This window comes from Candidatus Sulfotelmatobacter sp., assembly GCA_035498555.1.
Classification (GTDB): domain Bacteria; phylum Eisenbacteria; class RBG-16-71-46; order RBG-16-71-46; family RBG-16-71-46; genus DATKAB01.
Genome location: DATKAB010000107.1, coordinates 18,240 through 38,926 on the forward strand (window position 1 = coordinate 18,240; position 20,687 = coordinate 38,926).

25 protein-coding genes are annotated in these 20,687 nt (G+C 71.2%); all 25 read right to left on the reverse strand.

From position 1 onward, the window contains the following. Nucleotides 1–44: 44 nt before the first annotated feature. Nucleotides 45–560 (reverse strand): hypothetical protein, encoded by a 516-nt coding sequence (locus tag VMJ70_09680; protein ID HTO91390.1) that lies wholly within the window; start codon nt 558–560, stop codon nt 45–47. Continuing rightward, nucleotides 557–1,333 carry a FliA/WhiG family RNA polymerase sigma factor gene (locus tag VMJ70_09685; protein ID HTO91391.1) on the reverse strand — a complete coding sequence of 259 codons (777 nt, stop codon included), beginning with the start codon at nt 1,331–1,333 and terminating at the stop codon, nt 557–559. The genes VMJ70_09680 and VMJ70_09685 overlap by 4 nt, the downstream gene beginning before the upstream one ends. Then, complete coding sequence (locus VMJ70_09690) at nt 1,330–2,130, reverse strand: hypothetical protein (protein HTO91392.1); 801 nt, start codon at nt 2,128–2,130, stop codon at nt 1,330–1,332. The genes VMJ70_09685 and VMJ70_09690 overlap by 4 nt, the downstream gene beginning before the upstream one ends. Then, complete coding sequence (locus VMJ70_09695; protein ID HTO91393.1) at nt 2,127–2,951, reverse strand: hypothetical protein; 825 nt, start codon at nt 2,949–2,951, stop codon at nt 2,127–2,129. The genes VMJ70_09690 and VMJ70_09695 overlap by 4 nt, the downstream gene beginning before the upstream one ends. Beyond that, nucleotides 2,941–5,112 carry a flagellar biosynthesis protein FlhA gene (flhA, locus tag VMJ70_09700; GenBank protein ID HTO91394.1) on the reverse strand — a complete coding sequence of 724 codons (2,172 nt, stop codon included), beginning with the start codon at nt 5,110–5,112 and terminating at the stop codon, nt 2,941–2,943. Before flhA ends, VMJ70_09695 begins: the two co-directional genes overlap by 11 nt. After that, on the reverse strand, nt 5,109–6,212 hold the full coding sequence (gene flhB, locus VMJ70_09705; GenBank protein HTO91395.1) for a flagellar biosynthesis protein FlhB: 1,104 nt from the start codon (nt 6,210–6,212) through the stop codon (nt 5,109–5,111). Before flhB ends, flhA begins: the two co-directional genes overlap by 4 nt. Nucleotides 6,213–6,214: 2 nt before the next feature. Beyond that, on the reverse strand, nt 6,215–7,015 hold the full coding sequence (locus tag VMJ70_09710; protein ID HTO91396.1) for a flagellar biosynthetic protein FliR: 801 nt from the start codon (nt 7,013–7,015) through the stop codon (nt 6,215–6,217). Then, nucleotides 7,012–7,281, reverse strand: a complete 270-nt coding sequence (locus VMJ70_09715) for a flagellar biosynthetic protein FliQ (protein ID HTO91397.1) — start codon at nt 7,279–7,281, stop codon at nt 7,012–7,014. The genes VMJ70_09710 and VMJ70_09715 overlap by 4 nt, the downstream gene beginning before the upstream one ends. Before the next feature lie 7 nt (nt 7,282–7,288). Beyond that, a complete protein-coding gene (fliP, locus tag VMJ70_09720; GenBank protein HTO91398.1) occupies nt 7,289–8,557 on the reverse strand; it encodes a flagellar type III secretion system pore protein FliP in 1,269 nt (422 codons plus the stop codon). Then, a complete protein-coding gene (gene fliN / locus VMJ70_09725) occupies nt 8,554–8,856 on the reverse strand; it encodes a flagellar motor switch protein FliN (GenBank protein ID HTO91399.1) in 303 nt (100 codons plus the stop codon). Before fliN ends, fliP begins: the two co-directional genes overlap by 4 nt. Beyond that, nucleotides 8,853–9,830 carry a FliM/FliN family flagellar motor switch protein gene (locus tag VMJ70_09730; protein HTO91400.1) on the reverse strand — a complete coding sequence of 326 codons (978 nt, stop codon included), beginning with the start codon at nt 9,828–9,830 and terminating at the stop codon, nt 8,853–8,855. Before VMJ70_09730 ends, fliN begins: the two co-directional genes overlap by 4 nt. Next, nucleotides 9,827–10,495 (reverse strand): flagellar basal body-associated FliL family protein, encoded by a 669-nt coding sequence (locus tag VMJ70_09735; protein HTO91401.1) that lies wholly within the window; start codon nt 10,493–10,495, stop codon nt 9,827–9,829. Before VMJ70_09735 ends, VMJ70_09730 begins: the two co-directional genes overlap by 4 nt. A gap of 342 nt (nt 10,496–10,837) precedes the next feature. Continuing rightward, complete coding sequence (locus VMJ70_09740; protein ID HTO91402.1) at nt 10,838–12,088, reverse strand: flagellar hook protein FlgE; 1,251 nt, start codon at nt 12,086–12,088, stop codon at nt 10,838–10,840. Nucleotides 12,089–12,104: 16 nt separating this feature from the next. Next, entirely contained in the window at nt 12,105–12,779 is a 675-nt protein-coding gene (locus tag VMJ70_09745; protein ID HTO91403.1) for a flagellar hook assembly protein FlgD, read from the reverse strand. Continuing rightward, nucleotides 12,776–13,876 carry a flagellar hook-length control protein FliK gene (locus VMJ70_09750; GenBank protein HTO91404.1) on the reverse strand — a complete coding sequence of 367 codons (1,101 nt, stop codon included), beginning with the start codon at nt 13,874–13,876 and terminating at the stop codon, nt 12,776–12,778. The genes VMJ70_09745 and VMJ70_09750 overlap by 4 nt, the downstream gene beginning before the upstream one ends. Then, nucleotides 13,876–14,460: a hypothetical protein gene (locus VMJ70_09755; GenBank protein HTO91405.1), complete on the reverse strand. Its 585-nt coding sequence runs from the start codon at nt 14,458–14,460 to the stop codon at nt 13,876–13,878. Before VMJ70_09755 ends, VMJ70_09750 begins: the two co-directional genes overlap by 1 nt. Next, nucleotides 14,457–14,903, reverse strand: a complete 447-nt coding sequence (gene fliJ, locus VMJ70_09760) for a flagellar export protein FliJ (GenBank protein ID HTO91406.1) — start codon at nt 14,901–14,903, stop codon at nt 14,457–14,459. Before fliJ ends, VMJ70_09755 begins: the two co-directional genes overlap by 4 nt. Continuing rightward, nucleotides 14,900–16,249, reverse strand: coding sequence for a FliI/YscN family ATPase (locus VMJ70_09765; protein HTO91407.1), 1,350 nt, complete (start codon nt 16,247–16,249; stop codon nt 14,900–14,902). Before VMJ70_09765 ends, fliJ begins: the two co-directional genes overlap by 4 nt. Continuing rightward, complete coding sequence (locus tag VMJ70_09770) at nt 16,242–16,865, reverse strand: FliH/SctL family protein (GenBank protein ID HTO91408.1); 624 nt, start codon at nt 16,863–16,865, stop codon at nt 16,242–16,244. The genes VMJ70_09765 and VMJ70_09770 overlap by 8 nt, the downstream gene beginning before the upstream one ends. After that, on the reverse strand, nt 16,852–17,877 hold the full coding sequence (gene fliG, locus VMJ70_09775) for a flagellar motor switch protein FliG (GenBank protein HTO91409.1): 1,026 nt from the start codon (nt 17,875–17,877) through the stop codon (nt 16,852–16,854). Before fliG ends, VMJ70_09770 begins: the two co-directional genes overlap by 14 nt. Next, complete coding sequence (gene fliF / locus VMJ70_09780) at nt 17,877–19,340, reverse strand: flagellar basal-body MS-ring/collar protein FliF (protein HTO91410.1); 1,464 nt, start codon at nt 19,338–19,340, stop codon at nt 17,877–17,879. Before fliF ends, fliG begins: the two co-directional genes overlap by 1 nt. A gap of 7 nt (nt 19,341–19,347) precedes the next feature. Further along, a complete protein-coding gene (fliE, locus tag VMJ70_09785) occupies nt 19,348–19,656 on the reverse strand; it encodes a flagellar hook-basal body complex protein FliE (GenBank protein HTO91411.1) in 309 nt (102 codons plus the stop codon). Between the two features lie 2 nt (nt 19,657–19,658). Further along, nucleotides 19,659–19,928, reverse strand: coding sequence for a hypothetical protein (locus tag VMJ70_09790; protein HTO91412.1), 270 nt, complete (start codon nt 19,926–19,928; stop codon nt 19,659–19,661). A 16-nt stretch (nt 19,929–19,944) separates the two neighbouring features. Continuing rightward, the gene (gene flgC, locus VMJ70_09795) at nt 19,945–20,355 is read right to left on the reverse strand and encodes a flagellar basal body rod protein FlgC (protein HTO91413.1); all 411 of its coding nucleotides are present in this window, start codon (nt 20,353–20,355) and stop codon (nt 19,945–19,947) included. Next, nucleotides 20,348–20,638: a hypothetical protein gene (locus VMJ70_09800; protein HTO91414.1), complete on the reverse strand. Its 291-nt coding sequence runs from the start codon at nt 20,636–20,638 to the stop codon at nt 20,348–20,350. Before VMJ70_09800 ends, flgC begins: the two co-directional genes overlap by 8 nt. Nucleotides 20,639–20,687 lie beyond the last annotated feature (49 nt).

Consider the following 20,687-nt stretch of genomic DNA (forward strand, 5'->3'; position numbering starts at 1 on the left):
TGCCTGTCCGCGGATCCCGGCGAAGCCCTTCTCGTCGCAGCGCTTCACCGGGGGTACCGCTCCTCGAAACTCAACGTTCGCGGCCGGCGCTCCCTTCCGCCCGGCAAGCTCTGCCGCCGATCAGCGGCGGTTCCTTCCGGCCCGATCAGCGCGCGGACCGCGTCCTGCGCGACGCCGGTGCGGCGCGCGATTGCCGCGACCGCGACCCCGCGCCGGGCCAGAGCGCGAACCCGGCGGCGTGGATCACGGCGCCGGGTCACGAGCCCTGCCGCCAGCGCGCCGGGCATCAGCAGCAGCGCCGCTCCGGCCGCCGGTCGCGCGGCCGGCGGTGTGGCGTCCCGCGCGGCGCGCGCGGCGTCGATCGCGCGCTGCTCCAGCTCCTCGGCGAGGCGACGGGCGGCGGCCCCGGCCGGCGTGGCGCCGATCGCGCCCTCGAGTATCGCCGCGGCACGATTCAGCGCGTTGAGATTGAGCGCCGGCGCGGTCCAGGGCAGCGCGTTCGGCACGGTGTTGAGGAGCAGCGTGAGCGCCATCAGCACTCCCGATCGCCGCGCATTCATGCCGCCTCCTTTCCCTGAACCGCATGGCGAAGCCGGTGAAGCGCGCGCGTCCGGATCTGCGAGACCCGCGATTCGGTGATGTGCAGCACCTCTCCGATCTGCTTGAGGCTCAGCTCCTCGAAATAGGACAGCGTCAGCACCAGACGGTCGCGCTCGGGCAGCTCGTCGAACGCCTCGCGCACCCCGCCGACCCGTTCGCGCTCGAGCAGGGCGGCGTCGGGCGAAGGAGCGTTCTCGTCGGCCAGCGCTTCGTGGAGCGGCGCGGTCTCGCCATCGCCCGATTCGCGCGGATCGAGTGCCACGCGCGAGCGCGTCTCCGCCTCCCTTTCCCAGCGCCAGTAGGTCTCGAGATCCACGTTCAGCGCGTCGGCCACCTGCTGGTCGGAGGGTTCGCCGCCCAGGCGCTGGCGCAGCCGGTCGCGCGCCTGCTCGAGCTGGCGGCCGCGCGAGCGGATGCTGCGCGGCGCCCAGTCGTAGCGGCGCAGCTCGTCGAGCATCGCTCCGCGGATGCGCGGCAGCGCATAGGTGCTGAACGCGAGCCCGCGCGAGGGATCGAAGCCCTCGAGCGCCTGAATCAGGCCGACGGTGCCGGAGCTGACCAGCTCGTCGAGTTCCAGTTCGTGGGTGCGGCGGATCAGCTCGCGGGCGTGGTGGTGCACGAGCCCGATGTAGCGGTCGATCAGCTCGCGGCGCAGCGCCGGATCCCCGGTCGAGCGATAGCTCTCCCAGAGGTCCGGAGTCGGCAGGGCGCGGGCCTGATCGCGCGAGATCATGCCGCGGCCTCGGCCGGGGCCAGCGACTCGAAGCGGTCCACGATCGTGCGCACCGCGTGCTCCACCGATTCCGGCGCGCGCTCGAGCAATCGCCCGGGCGTGCGCGCAGCCAGTCGCAGCGCGCCCTCTTCCGGCACCGCGCCGAGCAGCGGGAGCTCACGACGGAGGAACTTGCGCGTCGCGAGTTCCAGGCGCTCGTGCACCGCCTCGGCCTCACCTTCACTCTCGACGCGATTGACCACCAGTCCGACCGGCAGATGCGGCGCGCCGAGATGCGCGAGCTTGACCAGCGCGTAGGCATCGCTCAGCGCGGCCGGCTCGGGCACCGCCACCACCGCCATCCCCGAGGCGCCGATCGTCGCAGCGCGCAACGCACCTTCGAGACCCGGGCCGCCGTCCACGATCACGCGATCGAAGCGCTGGTAGAGCGCCGAGAGCCAGTAGTGCAGACGCGCGCGCTCGAGCGGACCGAGCGAGTGAGGCAGGTGTTCTCCGGGCGGCGCCGGCAGCAACCAGAGCCGGTCGCGGAGCGGGATCAGCAGCTCCGCCGGCTCGGCTTCACCGTGCCAGACCGCCGAGAGACCGCGCGCCGGGCGGCGATCGAGCAGCACGTGGAGATTGCCCTGGTTCTGCGCGCCGTCGAACAGCAGCGTGGCGCGGCCGCGCCGGGCGGACTCGACCGCGAGCAGGGTCGAGAGCAGCGACTTGCCCACGCCGCCCTTGCCGCTGGCCACCACCCAGGCGCCGGGCGCGCGACCTTCCGGCGGCGTGGCGCGGAGCTCGAGCGCGGGCTTCATGGCGTCTCCGTCCCGCTGCCGAGCCACAGGGTTTCCTCGGGCGCGACGTCCCAGTCGGCGGCGGCACGCAGATCGGCCGCCAGATCCTGGCCGTCGGTCACCCAGCGCATCGGCACCCGCAGCTCGGCGGCCAGCTCGAACCAGGTGCGCTCCTCGGGGAATTCATCCAGCTTGGTCACCAGCAGATGCGTGGCGCCGCGCGTACGGAATTCGGCGAGCATGCGTCGCGCTCGCAGCGGATCGAGACCGGCGGGCGCGGTGAGGTGGATCTCGGCGGGCCGCAAGGCTTCGAGCAGCCGCCAGGTCTCACGGGTGTCGGCATCGCGCGCCGGACCGCGGCCCGAGGTATCGATCAGCACGGTGCGCCGGCCCTTGAGGGCGCGCAGCGCGCGCTCGAGATCGGCTTCCTCGTGCGCCACCGCCATCGGCACGCGCGACAGTCTCGTCACCTGCCGCATGGCCTCGACCGCTCCCACCCGGTGGGTGTCGAGCGCGAGCACGCCGACCTTGCGTCCCACTTCCTTCGGACGCCGGAGCAGCTTGGCGATGGTGGTGCTCTTGCCGGCGCCGGTCGGGCCGACCAGCGCGATCAGGCGCGAGCCCGATGGCGACAGCTCGGGATGCTGCGGCGAAGGCGCGAGCGGCGCGGGCCGCGGCCGTGGAGCGAGCCGCGCGGCGCTCTCGGCGTCGGCGGCGGTCAGCTCGAAGCCGCGCGGTCCCGCGCGGCGCACACTCAGCACAACGGCGTCCGCCCCGAGCGCGGCTCGCGCGCGCAGCAGCAGCTCGCCGGTATCCGGTCCGACGAAGGTCTCAAGCGGCATGGCTCAGCTCCCAGGTGGCGAGGTTTTGAACGGGGGTCTGCGGCGGCAACTCGGTGAGGGCGATGACCGGAAGGCGCGGCAGCACCGGCTCCACCAGACGCCGGATGCCGACGCGCAGCCCGGGCGGCGTGACCAGCGGCGGCAGCTGGCCATCGCGCTGCGAGCGCTCGGCCAGCTCGGAGAGCGACTGGAGCGCGGTGGTGACCATGCCGGGATCGAGCGTGGGGCCGGAGTCTCGGCGCGGGCTGAACCAGTGCATCAGCGCCAGCTCGAGGCGCGGGCCCACGGTGATCGCGCGCACCGGGCCATTCGAGCCGCCGAGCAGCTCGGCGATCACGGTGGCCAGCGAACGGCGCACGTGCTCGGTGAGCGCTTCGGGATCCTTGGTCTGATCGGCGGCATCGGAGAGTGCTTCGAGAATCGTGGCCAGGTCGCGGATCGGCAGCCCCTCCCGCAACAGTCGCTGCAGCACGCGCTGCACCGTGCCCACCGAGAGCTTGCCCGGCACCACGTCCTCGACCAGCGCCGGGTTGGTTTCCTTGAGACCGTCGAGCAGCTCGCGCACGGTCTGGCGGCTGAGCAGATCGGCGGCGTGCAACCGGATGGTCTCCATGAGATGGGTGGTCAGCACGGTGGCGGGCTCGACCACGTTCCAGCCCTGCGATTCGGCGGTGGCGCGCCGCTCGGGCGTGATCCATACCGACGGCATCTGGAAGCTGGGGTCGCGCGTGGGCGTCCCTTCCAGCGGTCCGCGAGCGCCACCGGTGTTGATGGCGAGCAACGCGCGCGTCACCAGCTCGGCACCGGCCGCGCGCACGCCGCGCAACTTGATCACGTACTCGCCGGCCTCGAGTTGGATGTTGTCGCGGATTCGCACCGGCGGCACCAGCAGGCCGATCTCGAACGCCAGTTGCTTGCGCAGGATGCCGATCCGCTGCAACAGATCGCCGCCCTGCGAATCGTCCACCAGCGGCACCAGCCCGTAGCCGATCTCGAGCTCGAGCGGCTCGACGCTCACGATGTCGCGCACCGGCGGAGCGCCGGAGGGTGCGGCCTCGGCTCGCGACGGAGCCTCGGCCGAAGGAGCGTCGGGACGCCGGCGTCCGGCGCGCCAGGCGAGACCGGCGGCGCCGATCGCGAGCGTGAGGAACGGCAGCGCCGGAAGCCCGGGCACCAGGCCGAAGGCGGTGAGGATGCCGGCGGTGGTCCACAGGGCGCGCGGCGCGCGCGTGAGCTGCCTGGCGATCGAGGGCGCGACCGCCGTGCCGCCCGACCCGTAAGTGACGAGGATGCCGGCCGCGGTGCTCACCACCAGCGCCGGGATCTGCGTGACCAGGCCGTCGCCGACGGTGAGTGCGCTGAAGGTGCGCAGCGCCTCTCCCCCGCTCATGCCGAGCTGGGTGATCCCGATCACGAACCCGCCGAGCAGATTGATGGCCGTGATCACCAGGCCGGCCACGGCGTCGCCGCGCACGAATTTCGCGGCGCCGTCCATGCTCCCGTAGAAGTCGGCGTAGCGGCTGACCTCTTCGCGGCGGCGCCGAGCTTCGGTTTCGTCGATCAGGCCGGCGCTGAGATCGGCGTCGATACTCATCTGTCGGCCGGGCATCGCGTCGAGCGTGAAGCGCGCGGCAACCTCGGCGATGCGTCCCGCGCCCTTGGTGATCACCATGAAGTTGATTACCACCAGGATCAGGAAGATCACCAGGCCGACCACGGGATTCCCGCCGATCACGAAGTTGCCGAACGCCGCGATCACCTGGCCGGCGTGCCCGGTGCTGAGGATGAGGCGGGTGCTGCTCACGTTGAGCCCGAGCCGCAACAGCGTGATGAGCAGGAGCAGGCTCGGGAAGATGCTGAACTCGAGCGGATCGCGCGACGAGAGCGTGACCAGCATGACGACGATCGAGAGCGCGAAGCTGAGCGCGAGACAGGCGTCGAGCACGAACGGCGGAAGGGGCACGACCAGCAGCGCGACCACCGCCACCACGCCCACGGCCAGGGCGGTCTCCGCGCCGGAGGAGAAGCGCGCAGCGGCAGCGGCCGCGGCCGCGGGCGCGGCGCCAGCGAGCGCGGCGCGGCCGCCGCCGCGCGCCGGCGCAGGCGTGGTGGCCGCGGGCTGGAGCGGGGCCGCCGCCGAGCTCAGGTTGACGGCGGTCACGCTCTGCTCCTCGCCAGCGTGCCGAGATGGCGCAGCCCGTGGCGGCGATGCACCCAGGCCAGGATCTCGGCGACCGCCAGGTAGAGCGCGGCCGGAATCGCGCGGCCGACGCTGGCGGTGGCCAGCAGCGCGCGCGCCACCGGACGGTTCTCGACGATCGGGACGCCCGCCTTCTCGGCGATGGCGCGAATGCGCTCGGCAATGCGACGCTCGCCCATCGCCACCACGATCGGCGCCGGCGACTCGTGGGGCGCGTAGCGCAGCGCGACCGCGATGTGGGTGGGGTTCACCACCACCACGTCGGCGTTCGGGACCTGCTGCATCATGCGACGGCGCGCGAGCGAGCGGGCGACCGAGCGCATGCGCGCCTTGATCATCGGATCGCCATCGGTCTCGCGATGCTCGCGCACCACTTCCTCGCGCGTCATGCGCAGCTGGCGATGGAGTTTGAACCACTGGAAGGCGTAGTCGAGCAGCGCCACCGCGAGGAACGCGAGCGCGGTGGTCAGCACCAGCCGCAGCGCCAGCTCGCGCAGCACGACGGCCGCCGCCTCGGGGCCGGACTGCGACAGGGCCAGCATTTCCCCGAGATGGCGGGCGAACACCGACCAGGTGACCAGCACCAGCACCGTCAACTTCAGCACCGACTTGAGGAGCTGGACCAGGCCGTCGGTTCCGAAGATGCGCTTGAGCCCGGCGGCGGGATTGAGATTCGAGAACTTGGGCTCCACCGGCTTCCACGACAGCACGCCCCGCGTCTGCACCAGCTGGATCGCCAGGGCGGCCGCAGCCACACCGCCCGCGAACGGGAGCCAGGCGAGCAGGATGCCGGTCACGGTCTGCTCGAGCAGGGGCGTCACGCTGCTGGCGGAAAGGGGGCCGAGCGAGAACGCTTCCGTGGCGCGCTGCAGCGTCTGGCGCGCGGCGTGCGCCAGCGCGCTGCCCGCGGTGGTGCCGAGCAGCAGCGCGCCCGCGATCAGCCCGGCGGCGGCGGCCAGCTCCACGCTGCGCGCGACCTGCCCTTCCTCGCGCGCCTGCTCGAGCCGGCGCGGAGTGGGTTGTTCGGTACGTTCGCGGGTGTCGCTGCGCTCGTCGGCCACGGTCAGTGGCTCCCGGCGGCCTGGAAGCCGTGCAGCGCCGCCGCGGTCGCGATCGGCAGGTTCTCGATCCAGCCACGAATGGTCGCGGCGATCAGCGGCATCGCCGCGGCCGAGACGATCAGGCCGATGCCGATGGTGAGCGGGAACGCCACCATCATGGCGTTGAGCTGCGGAACGGCGCGGCTCATCACCGCCAGAGCGACGTTGGCGAGCAGCAGCGCCACCATCACCGGCGCCGCGGCGCGAATCGCGCACGAGAACAGCGTGCCGGGAAGCGCGCCCAGCGCCGCCGGCGACGCCGACAGCCCGAAGCCCGAGCCCGGCGGCAGAACGCGCAGGCTCTCGGCCAGCGCCTGCAGCAACATCAGATGTCCCCCGGCACTGGTGTAGATGAGCAGCGCGAGAATCGTCTGGAACTGGGCGACACCCGAAGCCTCGAGGTCGGGCGAAGGCGCGAGCGCCTGGCCCAGCGAGAGCCCCATCTGCAGCGACAGCACCTCGCCGCCGAGTGCCACCGCCTGGATCAGCACCGCCGCGGTGAGACCGATCACCAGCCCGACCAGGCCTTCCATGGCCATCGGCAGCGGCATCTGCAGCACCTCCTCCGGGGCCTTGACCGCCGGGCAGGAGGCGAGCAGCAACACGCTCAACACCACCGTAATCGCGGCACGCGTCGCGCGCGGCAGCGTGCTCATCGACCACAGCGGCGCCGCCAGCATCAATCCGCCGACGCGCGCGCTGATCAGCGCGAACGCCGGCCAGCGATCGGGCCCGATCAACTGGAGCAGCGGCAGGGGGTTCATGCGGCGAGGGTCGGCAGGCTGCGCAACACCTGCACCAGGTACTCGACCAGGCGCGTGAGGGTCCATGGCAGCGTGGCGAGGAACACCAGGGCGATCAGCACGAGCTTGGGAATGAAGGTGAGCGTCTGCTCCTGGAGCTGGGTGATCGCCTGGATCAGGCTCACCAACACGCCCACCACCAGCGCGGTGATGAGCAACGGCCCCGCCACCATCAGCGAAATGGTCACGGCATTGCGGATCATCTCGGCCGCCAGCGTCGGGCTCATCGCGTCCTCACCGGAAGCTCGACACCAGGTTCTGGACCACCAGCGTCCAGCCGTCGGCGAGCACGAACAGCAGCAGCTTGAAGGGCAGCGAGATCATCACCGGCGGCAGCATGAACATGCCGAGGCTCATCAGCACCGAGGCGACGATCACGTCCACCACCACGAACGGCAGGAAGATGAGGAAGCCCATCTGGAACGAGGTGCGCAGCTCGCTGGTGACGAAGGCCGAGACCACCGTCACGATCGGCAGCGCTTCGGCGGAGTCGGCGTGCTCGATGCCGCTCATCTCGGTGAACATTTGGAGGTCCTGCTCGCGGGTATTGGCGAGCATGAATTCGCGGAACGGCTGGACCCCGAGCTGGTAGGCCTGAACCTGATCGATGCGGCCCTCCATGTAGGGTTGGAGCGCCACGCGCTGCGATTCCTGGAGCACCGGGTGCATGACCACGCCGGTGAGCAGCACCGCGAAAGCCACCAGCAGCTGAGTCGGCGGCGCGGTCTGAGTGCCGAGCGCCGAGCGCAGGAAATGGAGCACGATCAGGATGCGCGTGAAGCTGGTCATGAGCAGGAACAGCGCCGGCAGCAGCGTGAGCACGCCGATGAAGATCACCAGCCCCACCGCGCCGCTCAGGTGCAGCGCGTCGTTCCCCTCGCCGATCCGCACGTCCACCTGCGGCGGCGCGGGACCGTTGACCGAGAACGCCGGCACCGCGCGCACGATGGGACCGGCCGCGGGCGCGTTCACCACCGGGGCCGGCGGCGCCGGAGTCTTCGCCGGCGGCGTGATCCTGGTGGAAAGCGTCGCCGGTGCCGCGGCCTTCGAAGCGCTCGCCACCGGCGCGCTGGCGAGCGACGATGGGGCCGTGACCGGCGCCACTCCCGGCGCGGTTTGCGCCGAGGCGTGACCGGCGCCCACCAGCAGCAGCGCTGCGAACAGGCCGATCTTCCCGAGCCCCGGCAGCGAGATCTGGAAGCGGCCGCGCTGCGGTTCGCCCTCGCGCGCGAGCGACGCGCCGCTCGCCGCCCACTCCTCGGCGGTCAGCTCCGCCAGGGTTCGCACGCCGCTCTCGGCCATGCCGATCACCAGCACGCGTCCCGCCACCCGCACCAGCGCCAGTCCCTGGCGCGGCCCGAGCGGCACGCGCTGCAGCACCTCGACCGGTCCGCCGCGCCCCAGCCCGCCGCCCTGCACGCGCTTGAGCAACGCGAGCGCCAGCGCCATCAGGCCGAGCGTGACGGCCAGCGCGCCGAGCATCTGCAGCACGCCACCACTCACGCCTGGGCCTCGCCGTTCTCATCGCTGAGCACGCGCGTGATGCGCACGCCGAAGTGATCGCCCACCACCACGATCTCGCCCTCGGCCAGGCGGCGATCGCTCACGTACAGATCCACCGGATCGCCGACCGCGCGATCCAGCTCGACGACCGAACCGGGCCCGAGCTGCAGGATCTCCTGCACGGTGAGCCGCGAGCGGCCGATCTCGATCACGACCGGCATGGGAACGTCGAGCAGCGCATCGAGGGCGGCCGGAGCCGCCGAGCGACCGCCGCCCGATCCAGTGTCCACGGTGCTCATACGATCCTCCCTTCACGAACGCGAGTGAGTCCCGACTCCTTCGAATGCTTCACGGTTTCCGAGATGCGCACGCCCACGTGTCCGTGCAACTGCCCGAGCGCGCCGCGGTGCACCACCCGGCCGTTGACCAGCAGATCGAACGGCGCGTCGGCCGGGTGCAGCGTGTGAACGATCTGACCGGGGGCGAGCGCGAGCAGGGCGCGCGCGCTCAGGCGCAGCTCGGGGAAGCGCACGCGCACCTCGGCGCTGGCCTGTTTCAGGCGATCCTCGATCTGCGCCCGCGAGGCCGCGCCGGCCGAGGGCGCGGCGTCGCGGATGCGCGATCCGAGCGCCGCGATCGGCAGGGCGACCGCCAGATCGCGGCGCTCGCCCGCCAGCAGCACTTCGGCGTGGGTCACGAGCTGAACGTCCTCCGCCGGCAGTCCGATCAACTCCGGATCCGCGGCGAAGCTGCCGCACTCGATGGTGGTGGGCTGCACCGTGCTCCAGGCTTCGCCGAGGAGGCGCAGCACCTGCTCGGCGAGATGGCGGATCAGGGCCTGCTCGAACGCGGTGAGCGCGCGCCGCGGCGGGGCGCCGTGGCCGGAGCCCCCCAGCAGGCGTTCGACCAGCGCGAGCGCCAGCTCGTTGCCCAGGTCGAGCACGCCGCCGGGCTGCGCGCCGGCGACGCGAATGACGAAGGCCGCGCCGGGGGTCTCGAGCGCCGAGGCCAGCTCTGCGCCGCTCACGGTCTCGACGCCGCCCGAAACCACCTCGATCGGAAGCTGGAGCACGGTGGCGAGGTGCACTTCGAGCGCGCGCAGAAAACGATCGTGCACCGCTTCGAGGCGCGCGTGGACCGGGCGCGAGAGCGGCAGGGGTCGCGCGAAGTTCCAGAGCCGCGGCGCGGGAGACGGCTCCGCCTCGGGCGCATGACCGGGCAGCAGCGAATCGATGTCGCGCTGCGAGAGGAGCGACGGGCTGGACGGGCTCATTGCACGACGAACTGCGGGAGGAACACGCGCACCGGGACGTTCATGACCCGCTCGATCGAGGCCTCGATCTCGTGCCGAAGAGTGTCGCGCGCGCCCTGCTTGAGCAGGACTTCGAGGCTCTGGCGCTCGAGCGCCGAGATCACCGCGTCGCGCAGCTCGGCGTCGCGCTCCTTCATCGCCGCCTGCAGCGTCTTGTCCGACACCTCGACGGCGACCGACGCCATCAGGAACCGCGTGCCGTTGGAGCCGGCCGGGTTCACGATGATGTTGTCCATGCGGTAGGTGGCGGGCTTTTCGTTGCTCTTCTTGCCCTTGTCCGCCTTGGAGTCGCCCGAGCCGGACCGGTTCGCCTCCGGCGCTTCCGCGTCAGCGGCGGGTTTGGCTTCCGGCCTCGCGCGGCTGGCGGCGACGATGCGGGGCGCCACCAGGAAGTCGCCGATCGCGGCCCCGCCGAGCAGCGCCGCCGCCGTGACTGCGAACAGGATCGGAAGCGCGGGGGCTCCGGCGGGCGCCGAGGCCGTTTCGCGCTTCGCTCCCCCCTCGCCCTTTTCCGCCCGTTCGGGGTGGTCGCCCTTCTCGGGCTTGTCGGGCTTCCCGGTCTTCTCCGGCTTTTCAGCCGCGTCGCCCTTCGCGGGCTTCGCTTCCTGCCTCGGACTGTCACTCATGCGGCGTTCTCCGGGGACGAGGCCGCTCGCGGCGCGCGAGGGCCTCGCTACCATTGAGCAACCGATGTACCACGCGCGCGGAGGAGCGGATTCGCTGCGCGAGCCGGCCTCGGGGATGTCGCCATCTCGCCTGATTGCCGCGGGTTGGGGGCGCGGCGCGGGGCAGGTGGCGCGGGCAGCGTGCCTCCGGCTGCCGAGGCGGGCCGCGGCGCGGGCGCCGAGGAGGAAGGGTCTGCCGGATGCGACCGGCGAATTCTGCCGCCGGCCGAAAAACGCCGGACGGCGCCGTGCCTCGACTCCCGGGGATGGAGCCGGGCACGGCGCCGAGCCGGACGAGGTCGCCTAGTGTCTCAGGTTGACCAGCTCGTTCAACATCTCGTCGGCGGTGGTGATCACTCGCGCGTTCGCCTGGAATCCTCGCTGCGCGATGATCATGTTGGTGAACTCGGTCGAGAGATCGACGTTCGACGCCTCGAGCGTGCCGGGCGCCAGGGTCGACGAGCTGGTGGCGCCCGCGAACCCGATCACCGGGGTACCCGAGTTCGGGGACTCCTGATAGAAGCTGTTCCCCGACCGGGTGAGGCCGCCCGGATTGTTGAAGGTGGCCATCGCGATCTGCGCCAGGTTGCGCGTCACGCCGTTGGTGAAGAAGCCCGACACCACGCCGTTGGTGTCCACCGAGATGTTGACGAGATCCCCTGCCGCGTAGCCGTTCTGGCTGTTGATCACGGCGTTCGAGGGATTGGCGAACCCCACCAGGCCATTGATGCCGTTGACGGTGCCGGCGTCGATCGTGACGTTGAACGCCGCGCCGCCGCCGGTCGGAGCGATGTTGAGGGACGCGCCCCCGCCCGGGTAGGTGAAGCTGGCGAGGCTGCCGTTGGCGTTGAAGGTCACGGTGCCGTTGCCGGCGGTGACGGTGGCGGTCGCGCTGCTGGCGGTCCAGCTCCACGCGCCCGGGCCGGTGTTGGTGAAGGTGAGATCGACCTGATGCGGGGCCCCGGCCGAATCGTAGACCGAGATGCTCATGGTGTGCGTGGTGCCGACCGCCGCACCCGCGTCGAGATTGCCGGTCAGGCTCATCTGGCTGGTGGCCTGCGCCGGTGCACGCTGGCCGAGCGGAATCACGATGTCACCGATCGTCGCCCCGTTTCCAAAGTTGCCGAACGGATCGGCGTTGATCCCCTGCAGCAGGTAGCCGGAGCTCGGCGAGACCAGGTGACCCTGCGAGTCGAGCTGGAAGTTCCCGGCGCGGGTGTAGACGCGGGCCGGCCCGCTGTTCAGCGCGAAGAACGAATCCCCCTGAATTGCGAGATCGAGCGGCTGCCCGGTGGTTTCGAGGCTGCCCTGGGTCATGAGCTGATCGATACTGGCGATCTTCATGCCCGTTCCGATCTGCAGCGGGTCGGTGCCGCCCAGCAGGCCCGAGGGCCGAGTGGCGCCCTGGAGCTGCTCGACGAACGCTTCCTGAAACGTGACCCGCGAGGCTTTGAAGCCGACGGTATTCACGTTGGCGATGTTGTTTCCGATCACGTCCATGTCGGTCTGGTGATTGCGCAGACCCGACACGCCGGCGAAGAGTGCGAGCATCATGTTGGTCCATCCTCCCTTAGTTACTCGTGGGCGGTGAAACCGGGTGGATCTCGACCAGCGAGCCGAGGCTCACGCTGAGATCTCCCATCTGCAGCGTGATGCTGCCGCCCTTGAACTGAACGCCGGTCACGACGCCGGTTTCGTAAGTGGTGACGGGCACCGCGGCGCCGCCCGCACCCGAGACGCTGATCGAAACGTGATAGGTGCCGGGCGGAAGATCGGCGGGAAGCTGGAGCGTCTGCCGTCCTCCCGAGATGGTGCCGAGGTCGCGCGTCTGCAGCACGTGACCCGAGTCGTCCTTGAGCGTGAGCGTGGCGGTGCCGCCCGCGCCGCCCACGTCACAGGTCACCGAGGCGTTGCCCGACGAGGGAATCTGGATCTGATCGCCCTCGGCCAGAATCTCGCGTCCAATCAACCCGGAGCTGAACTGGGTTTGCGAGAGCGTCGAAAGCAGCTGAGTCTGCTGCGACTGGGCCGAGAAGGCGTCGTTCAGCTGCGTGAGCTGCTCGACCGTCGAAAACTGAGCGAGCTGCGCCGCGAACTCGTAGGGCTGGAGCGGGCTGGTCGGGTCCTGATTGCGGAGCTGGGTGACCAGCAGTTCGAGGAACTGGTCCTTGCCGAGCTGCCCGCCGGGACTGGTGGTGGGCGTGGTCGACTGGAACAGCGTGGGCTGAGTGGTGGGCGAGATCATGATTCCGCCTCTCTTTCACCGCGACGCTGGCGGGTCTCGCGGCGAAGCTCGCCGCCCTCCCGCCCCGCGTCGCCGTCGTTCGGCCGGTGATGGGGTGTCGACTCCTTCTGATTCCTGGCATCGTGAGCGCCGGTTCCCGCCGTGGCGGTGCCGGTATGCGCGACCTGAAGCTGGGTCTGTGCGAAGCCGCGAGTCCTCAGCGCCTGCTGGAGCGAGCCCATGTCCTGCTCGAGCTTCGAGGCCAGCTCGGAATCCGAGGTGACCAGGGTCGCCTGCAGCGCCTCGCCGCGAACGCGAAGCCGCAGCGTGGCGCTGCCGCCCTCGGCGTCCTCGAGCCGCAACGCCACCGGCTCGCCGGGCCGCACCGCGCCATCCACGCGCGCTTCCCAGGCGCGCATCGCCTCGCCGGTGCCGAGCGTCGCCGGATTCGGGAACGTGGGCGTCGTGCCGGGAAGGCTCGCCGGTCGTCCCGGCGTCGCCGCGACCGCCACCGATGACGTCGGCGCCGCGGATTCGCCGGTGGTGCGCGTTCCGGCGCTCACGGCGCCCAGCGCGGCCTCGCGCGCCAGGCGGCGCACCGCCCGCAGCATCGCGCTCTCTCCCCGCTCGCCGTGCCGGGCGTCGGCCCCCGATCCCTGCGCCTGCGCTCCTGCTGCGGGCGCTCCATTCGTGCCGGGATCCTGTTTTCCGTGCGGCGCAGGTTCGCTGCCCGCGTTCACCGGTCGCAGCTGCTTCAGGGCCTCGCTCGCCGCGCGCGAATCGTTCGCGGCGTCGGGTCTGGCGGCCGCGGCGCCCGCCGCGTCGTCGGAGTCGTTCGATCGTCCGGGACGCGCGTCCGCATCGCGCGCGCGCGATGCGTCGGCGCGTTCCTGCGCGCGCGCAGAGGGATCGAAGCGCCGAGGCGCATCAGCCTGGTCGCCACGGTCGCCGCCGCCGGACGGATTCGGCGGATCGATCGCCGGCGTCACCGGCATGAGCGACGCCATGAGCGACGCGGCGAAGGCGGCGTCGAACGAGGGATCGTCGGCGCGATCGGTTCTCGAAGGTGCGGAGTCGGGGCGGGGGGCGGCGAGCCTGGGGTCGAATGAGGTCTCCATCACTTGGTCTCCACGGGGTGATGCATGATCCGCTCGCTCAGGCGCGCGGCGCGCTCGGTAGGGAGCTGGCTCAGCAGGCTCGCGGCCTGACGCACGCCCAGCTCCTGAAGGATTCCCTGCACGTGCTCGTCCTGCAGATAGGCGAGGATCTTGACGGCGTCCTGCGGATTCATGTTGGACAGGATGCGCGCCACCTGCTTGTACGAGAGCTGCTGGGCCTCGGCCGGCGTGATGGCCGGACGCACGCCCGCCGTGGTTCCCGCCGGAGGCGCGGGGCCGGCGCCCGGCGCGGCGCCCGCGGTGGGCGGCGCGGCGGCGCTGGTGGGGGCCGCGGCGGGCGTCACCGGCGCCGGCGCGGGTGAAGTCGCAGGGACGATCGGGGACGGGCCGCTCGAGGCCGGCACCGCGTTGATCGCGGCGCCGCCGGGCGCGCCGCCGTGGCTCGCAACCGCCACCGAGCTCGAGTCGGGTTTGGCCGTCGCGCTGACCCTGGACGGCGGCGGCGCGGTCATCACCCCCACCGTGGTGCCGGCGCCCAGGCCGACCACCAACGCGATGCTCGCGAACAGAATCATCTTGTTCATCGGGAATCTCCCCGCTCGCGGCGTTGCCGCACGATTTCATCGACGTCGTTCTGCTCGAGTCGTCCGGCTTCGGTGCGCCAGTTCGACTCGCGCGTCACCTTCAGCCGCTCGAGCGATTCCCGCTCGCGCCTGGCCAGATCGAAGCGCTCGCGTTCGGCCTCGGTGCGCTCGGCGGCCCGCCGCGAGTCCTCGGCGGCGTCGCGAACGCGATCGGCGGCGGCCTGCAGCGCCTGCGAGCGCGCGTGCAGCGTGCCGGCGGGCACCTGGGCGGGCGCCGCCGTCGCCGAATCGTGCGCGCGCTCCAGCCCGCTCTCGGCCTCGGCCAGATGCCCCTGCTGGCGCGCCTCGTCGCTCAGTGCACGTCCCAGGTCGGCGGCGCGCAGCTTTTCGACGCCTTCACGCAGCTTCAGCACGCGATCGAGACGGAATCTGAATCGCGTCATGATTTCTCCTCGAGCCGTTCTCGGGCGCGGGCCGCGAGAGTCAGCACCCGGACCCGGGCTTCGCCAAGGCTCGCCGCTTCGGCGGCGTCCTGCGTGAGGAAGCTCTGGAACTCGGGCCGCAACGCGATGGCCGCGTCCACCACGCGATCGGCCCCGGGTTTGTAGGCGCCCACCGCGATCAGGTCCTCATGCGACTTCCAGGCCGCTTCGAGCCGCAGCATGAGATTGGCGGCGTCGAGCAATTCGCGATCGGCGACGGCGTCGCGGACGCGGCTCACGCTGTCGAGCACGTCGATGGCCGGAAAGTGCTTGGCGCTCGCCAGCCGCCGCGACAGCACGATGTGGCCGTCGAGGATGGCGCGCGAGGCGTCGGCGATCGGCTCGCTGAAATCGTCGCCCTCCACCAGCACCGTATAGAGCCCGGTGATGCTGCCGCTGGCCGAGGTGCCGGCCCGCTCGAGCAGGCGCGGCAGGGCCGCGAACACCGACGGTGTATAGCCCTTCGTGGTCGGCGGCTCGTTCACTGCCAGACCGATCTCGCGCCACGCCATCGCGACGCGGGTGATCGAGTCCATCATCAGCAGCACGTTGCGGCCGGCGTCGCGGAAGTACTCGGCGATCGCGGTGGCCACCAGCGCGCCGGTGGCACGCACCACCGCCGCCTGATCGCTGGTCGAGACCACCACCACCGATCGCGCCAGGCCATCGGCGCCCAGGTCGCGCTCGAGAAATTCGCGCACTTCGCGCCCGCGCTCGCCCAGCAGGGCGATCACGTTGATGTCGGCGGTGGCGTGGCGGGCGATCATGCCGAGCAGCACGCTCTTGCCCACACCGCTGCCGGCCATGATCCCGATGCGCTGGCCCTGGCCCAGGGTCACCAGCCCATCCAGGGCGCGGATGCCGGTGCCGAACGGCGTGTGGATGCGGGGCCGCTCGAGCGGTCCGGGCGGCTCCGCGAACAGCGGGCAGCGCCGCGTCGGCCCGAGCGGCCCGCGGCCGTCGATCGGGCGGCCGAGCCCGTCGAGGATGCGCCCGACCAGCCCCTCTCCCGCGTCGGCCTCGAAGGCGTGGCCCATCGGCACCACGCGTGCGCCGGGGTGAACGCCCTCCAGTTCGCCGAGCGGCATCAGCAGCACGCCGCGCTCGTGGAAGCCGGCGACCTGCGCGAGGATCCCCTGATCGGCGTCGAGCTCGATACGGCACAATTCTCCGACGGCGACCGGCAGCGAGGCCGCCTCGACGACCTGGCCGATCACGCGGTTGACGCGCCCGCACAGGAGCGCCGGCGGCAGTTCCTCGAGCAGATCGAGAGCGCTCACCAGGCGGATCGGGTCGTGCTCAGTCATGGATCAGCCTTTCGCACCACTGGCGCAGCACCACGTCGAGCCGGCCGTCCACCAGTCGCGCGTGGCTCTCGACCCGGCAGTCGCCGCGCGGGAGCGTCGGGTCCGGGGCCCATTCGACGTGCGTGGCGGCGCCGCCCGGCGCGAGCGGGCCCGATTCCTTCAGTACCTTGAGGTCGTCGGGATGCAGGCGAACCTCGATCGGCGCCTCGTTGGGCAGCATCGAGATCGCGCGCTCGACCAGTGCGATGACGCGCTCGGGCTTCAAGGCCAGTTCTTCGGCGAGAATCCGCCGCGCCACCGCCAGCGCCAGCACGCGCACCGCGTCGGAGCGCTCGCTCGCGAACACGCCCTCGATGCGCTCGAGGCGCTCCGCCGCCCGCTGCAGGGCCTGCAGCACCGGGCGGACGTCCTCGGCCGCGATGCGCTCGCCCTCGCGCACGCCATCCTGATAGCCGCGCGCATAGCTCTCGGCGTCCCTGTCCGGCGGCGGGAGGACGGCGCGGCTCTGCCACGCCGGCGGCGACCAGCGCCCGTCGTCCGCGACCTCGCCGTCGGCCTCGGCGGACCGTCCGAGCGTGGGCAGCGACAGTGCGCCGATTTCGTCAGACGACGGCATCGTCGCCCCCCTGGCCTTCGATGGTGATCTCGCCCGCCTGGGCCAGCGAGCGCACGCTTTCGATGATGCGGGCGTGCGCGGTCTCGACGTCTTTGACGCGCGTGGGCCCCAGCATCTCGATCTCCTCGTCGAGCGCCGCCGCGGCCCGCTCCGACATGGCCTTGCGGATGTGCGCCTTGAGCTCGTCGCTCGCCACCTTGAGCGCGGTCGCCAGCTCCTTGGTGTCCACTTCGCGCAACACGCGCTGCATGCCCTTGGGATCGACGCGCAGCAGATCCTCGAAGGTGAACATCAGATTGCGAACGCGCGCCGCGAGATCGGAGTCGCGCTGCTCCAGGGATTCGAGGATCGAGCGCTCGAGCGACTCCCCGGCGCGATTGAGCAGCCGCGCCATGCGGCTCGCGCCGCCTTCGCCGCGCCCTTCCTCGGTCGGCCGCGGTTCGACGCGCTTCATCAGCGTCTGTTCCACCAGCACCAGCGTGGCCGGCGACACCGGCCCCATCGCCGCCACGCGCCACGCGACTTCGTTGGCCCGTTCCGGCTCGAGCGCGCGCAGCAGGCTCAGCGCCTGATGATCGTCGAGATGCGCGAGCACCAGCGCGATGGTCTGCGGATGTTCGTCGCGCAGCAGGCCGGCCAGGGTCTCGGAAGCCGCGCGCCGCAGGCGCCCGAGTCCCGATTCGTTGCCGGCGTTGACGCGCTCCATGATCGGCCGCGCCTTCGCGGCGCCCAGCGCCTGGTCGAGCACCCGCTGCGCGTAGGCCGGCCCGCCCTTCAGCGTGCCGGTGCCGCCGCGTTTCGACGCGTCGCGGAACTCCTCGACCACCGAACGCACCAGCTCCGGGTCGGGCGAAGGCATGCCGGCGATCTCGCGGCTGACGCGCTCGACCTCATCGGGCGAGAGCTGCTGCAGAATGCGCGCCGCGCCCTGCGGCCCGAGGGCGATGCAGAGCACGGCGCACTTCTGAGGCCCGCTCAGGGATTCGCGGCGGGTGCGCGCGGCGGCGGCCATCACGTCTCCGCCAGCCAGGCGCGGACGACGTCGGCGGTCAGCTCGCCGTTGCCCCCGCCGTTTCCATCACCGGGAAGCCGGGGCCGGGCCGGGCCCTCGAGCGCCGGATTCGCGCCCTCGGTCGCCGCGGTCGCGCTCGAGGGGGTCGCGCTCGCGCCCTTGGCCGATCCCATGCCGCGGAGTCCGGCCATGGCGACCAGCAGCACCGCCACGATCGAGACCACGCTCACCGCCGGGCGGCTGGCGCGCTCGACCACCTGCATCACGTCCACCTTCGGCGCGTTGGGTGTCACGCTACCGGCCGAAACAGTGGCCGCGACCGCGCCGAAGGGCACCGCCATCACGCTGACGCGATCCCCCCGCGTGCTGTCGGCGCCGACCGCGTCGCGCACCAGGCCTTCGAGCTGCGCCAGCTGCACCCCGCTCTTCGCGCGCAGCTGATCCAGCGACTTGGAATCCACCAGCACCGCGACCGTCAGGCGCTTCACGTTGCCGACCGCGTTGCTGCTCTTCTCCACCTGTCGGGAATTCTGGTACGCGTTGCTGACGATGGTCTGCGACTCTGGACTGCCATTGGCGCCGGCCTCGCTGCGCTGCTCGGTCTGCAGCACCTGGCCGTCGGGGTTGTAGGTCTCGGTGGTGCGATCGACCTGATTGAAGTCGAGCTCGGCGTTGACGCGCGCGCGCGCTCCGCCGATGCCGACCACGGTGGCCAGCAGGTCCTCGACTTTTTCTTCGAGCCCTTGCTCGACCGAGCGCTGCACCTCCATCTGCCGCGAGCTCATCGCTTCGGCGGAACCTTCGGTCGCAGGAACGGACAAGACCTTGCCGGCGTCGTCCATCACCGCCACGTTCTCGGCCGAGAGCTGTTCGACGCTGTTGGCCACCACGTACACCACACCCTGCACGGTCTCGCGTGATAGCTCGGCGCCCGGCTTCAGGTGAAGCACGACCGAGGCCGAGGCGGGCCGCTCGAGCCGCCGCAGCGGGCTCGATACCGGCATCACCAGATGGACCTCGGCGCGGTCGACGCCGCGAATCGTGCCGATGGTGCGCGACAGTTCGCCTTCAAGCGCGCGCTGGAAGGTGACGCGCTGCGTGAAGTCGGTCATGCCCCACGACGGCTTGTCGAACAGCTCGAGGCCGGGCTTGCCGCTCGCCGGCAGCCCTTCCTTGGCGAGCGCGACCCGCGCGGCCGCGACGTCCGAGACCGGCACCATCACCTCGGTGCCTCCGCCGCCCAGCCGGTAGGGGATGTCCGACTTGCGAAGGTGCTCGGCCATGTCGCCGGCTTCCTTGAAATCGAGATCGCGATAGAGCGTGACGTAGGTGGGCGCGGCACCCCAGCGACCGACCCACGCGATCGCCGCGACCGCCACCACGGCGGCGCCGATCACCAGGAGCCGGCGGCCCATGTCCATTCGCTGGAAGCTGCCGACGAGATTGGATCCGGGAGCGCTCATCGCGGGCTCACTGGGTGTTCATCACCGCGCGATAGGCGTCGGTGAGCTTGTTGCGCAACTCGACCAGCAGCTGCAGCGAGATCTGCGCTTCCTCGCTGGCCGCCATCACCTGGTGGAGATCGACGGGTTCGCCGCGAAGGAACGATCCGATCAGCTGCTGCGCGTCGTCCTGCATGCCGCTGGTGTCGTTGATGACCTTCTTGAACACGTCGCCGAACGACTCGGTCTGCCGATCGGTCAGATCGAGCTTCTGGGTCGCGCGATCGAGCTCGAGAGCGCGTGGTGAGACGAATTCGGATCGGATCGGGGCGGTCACGATCAGCCCTTGAGGTCCACGCGCTGTCCGAGCGGCGCGGCGGTGCTGGGACTGGTCGAGGCGTTACGCGAATAGGTGAGCGGCCCGAGCGCTTCCATCTGCTGGAAGAAGTCGAGCTCCTCGGGCGTGAGCATGTCCATCAGCGACTGCGCGTGATGGGCGTGGTGATGCCCGTGCTTCGCGCCGGTGCGGTTCGGCGCAGCGGCACCGGGGGCATTCGCCGGCTGCAGCGGCACCGGTTGCGCGGTCTTGCCGATCGAGCTGAGTTCCATTCGCGTTTCTCCCGGATCAGATGTCGAGTGCGCGGCGGAGCATGCTCTTCGCCGCCTGGAAGACGCTGGCGTTCGCCTCGAAGACGCGCCGGGCGATCATCAGGTCCACCAGCTCGTTGTTCATGTCCACGTTGGGGTACCGGACGTAGCCGTCGGCGTTGGCGTCGGGATGACCGGGGTCGTAGACCTCCTGCCCCGGTGTCTGGTCCTCGACGATCTTGATGCTGCCGCCGCCGTCGGCCACCGCCACCTCGCGCTTGTAGGGTCCGCCGTCGGGGGTGCGGGTGGTGCTGGCGTTCGAGATATTCTTCGCGATCACCTCGAGGAAGCGCTGCTGCGTGCTCATGCCGCTCGAACTGATGTCGAGCGGCTGGAGCATCTGGCGGATCGGGCGCGGCACGAGCGGAAACGACAGGCGATTAGCCATTGCTGCCGCCCACCGCGGTGCGCAGTCGGTCGTAGGCCGCGCGCAGCAGATGCGCTTCGGCCTCGTAGCGGAGCTGATTGTCGGCGAGCTCCGCCATGTCCTTCTCGAGATCGGCCTGGGCGGCCTGCGAGCGCGCGAGATCGCCCGAGAAGTCAGCGTTGCTGCTGGCTTCACTCGCTCCCGCGACGCGGGCCGCGATCGATCGATGCGAGGCAGTCGTCTCTTCGAGACCGCCGCGCAACATGGAGGTGACCGTATCGGGGCCAAACAGGCTTCTGAGCATCTGTCCTCCGGACTGAGGGTCGCCGGAGGTCGAGCAAGCCGCGTACCGC

Bases quoted from the DNA above. Each gene is read 5' to 3' on its own strand.
- VMJ70_09790 (HTO91412.1), bottom strand. From the start codon at position 19,928: ATGGAACTCAGCTCGATCGGCAAGACCGCGCAACCGGTGCCGCTGCAG.
- VMJ70_09770 (HTO91408.1), bottom strand. From the start codon at position 16,865: ATGCCGTCGTCTGACGAAATCGGCGCACTGTCGCTGCCCACGCTCGGA.
- VMJ70_09710 (HTO91396.1), bottom strand. From the start codon at position 7,015: ATGAACCCCCTGCCGCTGCTCCAGTTGATCGGGCCCGATCGCTGGCCG.
- VMJ70_09740 (HTO91402.1), bottom strand. From the start codon at position 12,088: ATGATGCTCGCACTCTTCGCCGGCGTGTCGGGTCTGCGCAATCACCAG.
- fliF (HTO91410.1), bottom strand. From the start codon at position 19,340: ATGAGCGCTCCCGGATCCAATCTCGTCGGCAGCTTCCAGCGAATGGAC.
- fliN (HTO91399.1), bottom strand. From the start codon at position 8,856: ATGAGCACCGTGGACACTGGATCGGGCGGCGGTCGCTCGGCGGCTCCG.
- VMJ70_09755 (HTO91405.1), bottom strand. From the start codon at position 14,460: ATGAACAAGATGATTCTGTTCGCGAGCATCGCGTTGGTGGTCGGCCTG.
- fliJ (HTO91406.1), bottom strand. From the start codon at position 14,903: ATGACGCGATTCAGATTCCGTCTCGATCGCGTGCTGAAGCTGCGTGAA.
- VMJ70_09715 (HTO91397.1), bottom strand. From the start codon at position 7,281: ATGAGCCCGACGCTGGCGGCCGAGATGATCCGCAATGCCGTGACCATT.
- fliG (HTO91409.1), bottom strand. From the start codon at position 17,877: ATGGCCGCCGCCGCGCGCACCCGCCGCGAATCCCTGAGCGGGCCTCAG.
- flgC (HTO91413.1), bottom strand. From the start codon at position 20,355: ATGGCTAATCGCCTGTCGTTTCCGCTCGTGCCGCGCCCGATCCGCCAG.
- VMJ70_09680 (HTO91390.1), bottom strand. From the start codon at position 560: ATGAATGCGCGGCGATCGGGAGTGCTGATGGCGCTCACGCTGCTCCTC.
- VMJ70_09745 (HTO91403.1), bottom strand. From the start codon at position 12,779: ATGATCTCGCCCACCACTCAGCCCACGCTGTTCCAGTCGACCACGCCC.
- VMJ70_09750 (HTO91404.1), bottom strand. From the start codon at position 13,876: ATGGAGACCTCATTCGACCCCAGGCTCGCCGCCCCCCGCCCCGACTCC.
- VMJ70_09765 (HTO91407.1), bottom strand. From the start codon at position 16,249: ATGACTGAGCACGACCCGATCCGCCTGGTGAGCGCTCTCGATCTGCTC.
- VMJ70_09685 (HTO91391.1), bottom strand. From the start codon at position 1,333: ATGATCTCGCGCGATCAGGCCCGCGCCCTGCCGACTCCGGACCTCTGG.
- VMJ70_09730 (HTO91400.1), bottom strand. From the start codon at position 9,830: ATGAGCCCGTCCAGCCCGTCGCTCCTCTCGCAGCGCGACATCGATTCG.
- VMJ70_09800 (HTO91414.1), bottom strand. From the start codon at position 20,638: ATGCTCAGAAGCCTGTTTGGCCCCGATACGGTCACCTCCATGTTGCGC.
- VMJ70_09735 (HTO91401.1), bottom strand. From the start codon at position 10,495: ATGAGTGACAGTCCGAGGCAGGAAGCGAAGCCCGCGAAGGGCGACGCG.
- VMJ70_09695 (HTO91393.1), bottom strand. From the start codon at position 2,951: ATGCCGCTTGAGACCTTCGTCGGACCGGATACCGGCGAGCTGCTGCTG.
- VMJ70_09690 (HTO91392.1), bottom strand. From the start codon at position 2,130: ATGAAGCCCGCGCTCGAGCTCCGCGCCACGCCGCCGGAAGGTCGCGCG.